A 629-nucleotide genomic window follows, 5' to 3' on the forward strand; every position below is an offset into this window, starting at 1 on the left:
GAAGCTGGTGGAAATCCCGGAACAGGGGCTGAACGCGGATATTCTGGCCTGGTTCCGCTGGCTGGTGAACGAATACAAGCCCGCGCGTTCCATCCTGCGGGCCATGTCCTGGAAAACCAGCTTTGAAGACGAAACGGCTTTCACGGAAGCGGACGGCGTATGGCTTGCCGTCAAGCCTGAGTATGAAGACCGGCGCAAGTGGGGCTTTCCGCTGCATGACGGTTCCATCCGGTATGACAACGGCCTGTTCCGGGCGCATGACGGGCGGCTTTTCCACGACGGCGCCAACCCGTACACGCGCTGGGAACCTTTCGGCCATCTGCATGATGCCCGGCTTGAGAGTCTGGACGTGGCCGTGCGGCCCGTCATGGCGGACGCGGTGCATTATACGCCACTGCACAACGGGGCGCTGCTTTATGACGGACAGGGCCGTCACGGAACGCTTGAGACTCCCGCCGTTGACACCCTGAACACGCGGCTTTCCGCACGGTGCCGGGAAGTATTGGACGTGCGGGAGGACGTGGAGACTCGTCTTGAGGTGACGGCCCTTGACGAAGTGGGTCGCTATCACGACGGCAGTATTACCCACGGACAGCGCTACATCAGCCTGCATAATGGCGCGTTTTTCC

Annotated in this window: 1 protein-coding gene; it reads left to right on the forward strand. The window is 61.4% G+C overall.

The features are described 5' to 3' along the window. On the forward strand, positions 1–629 hold a 629-nt coding region (locus tag DESPIG_RS14170; protein ID WP_006009466.1), incomplete at both ends, for a hypothetical protein.

Source organism: Desulfovibrio piger ATCC 29098, assembly GCF_000156375.1.
GTDB lineage: Bacteria > Desulfobacterota > Desulfovibrionia > Desulfovibrionales > Desulfovibrionaceae > Desulfovibrio > Desulfovibrio piger.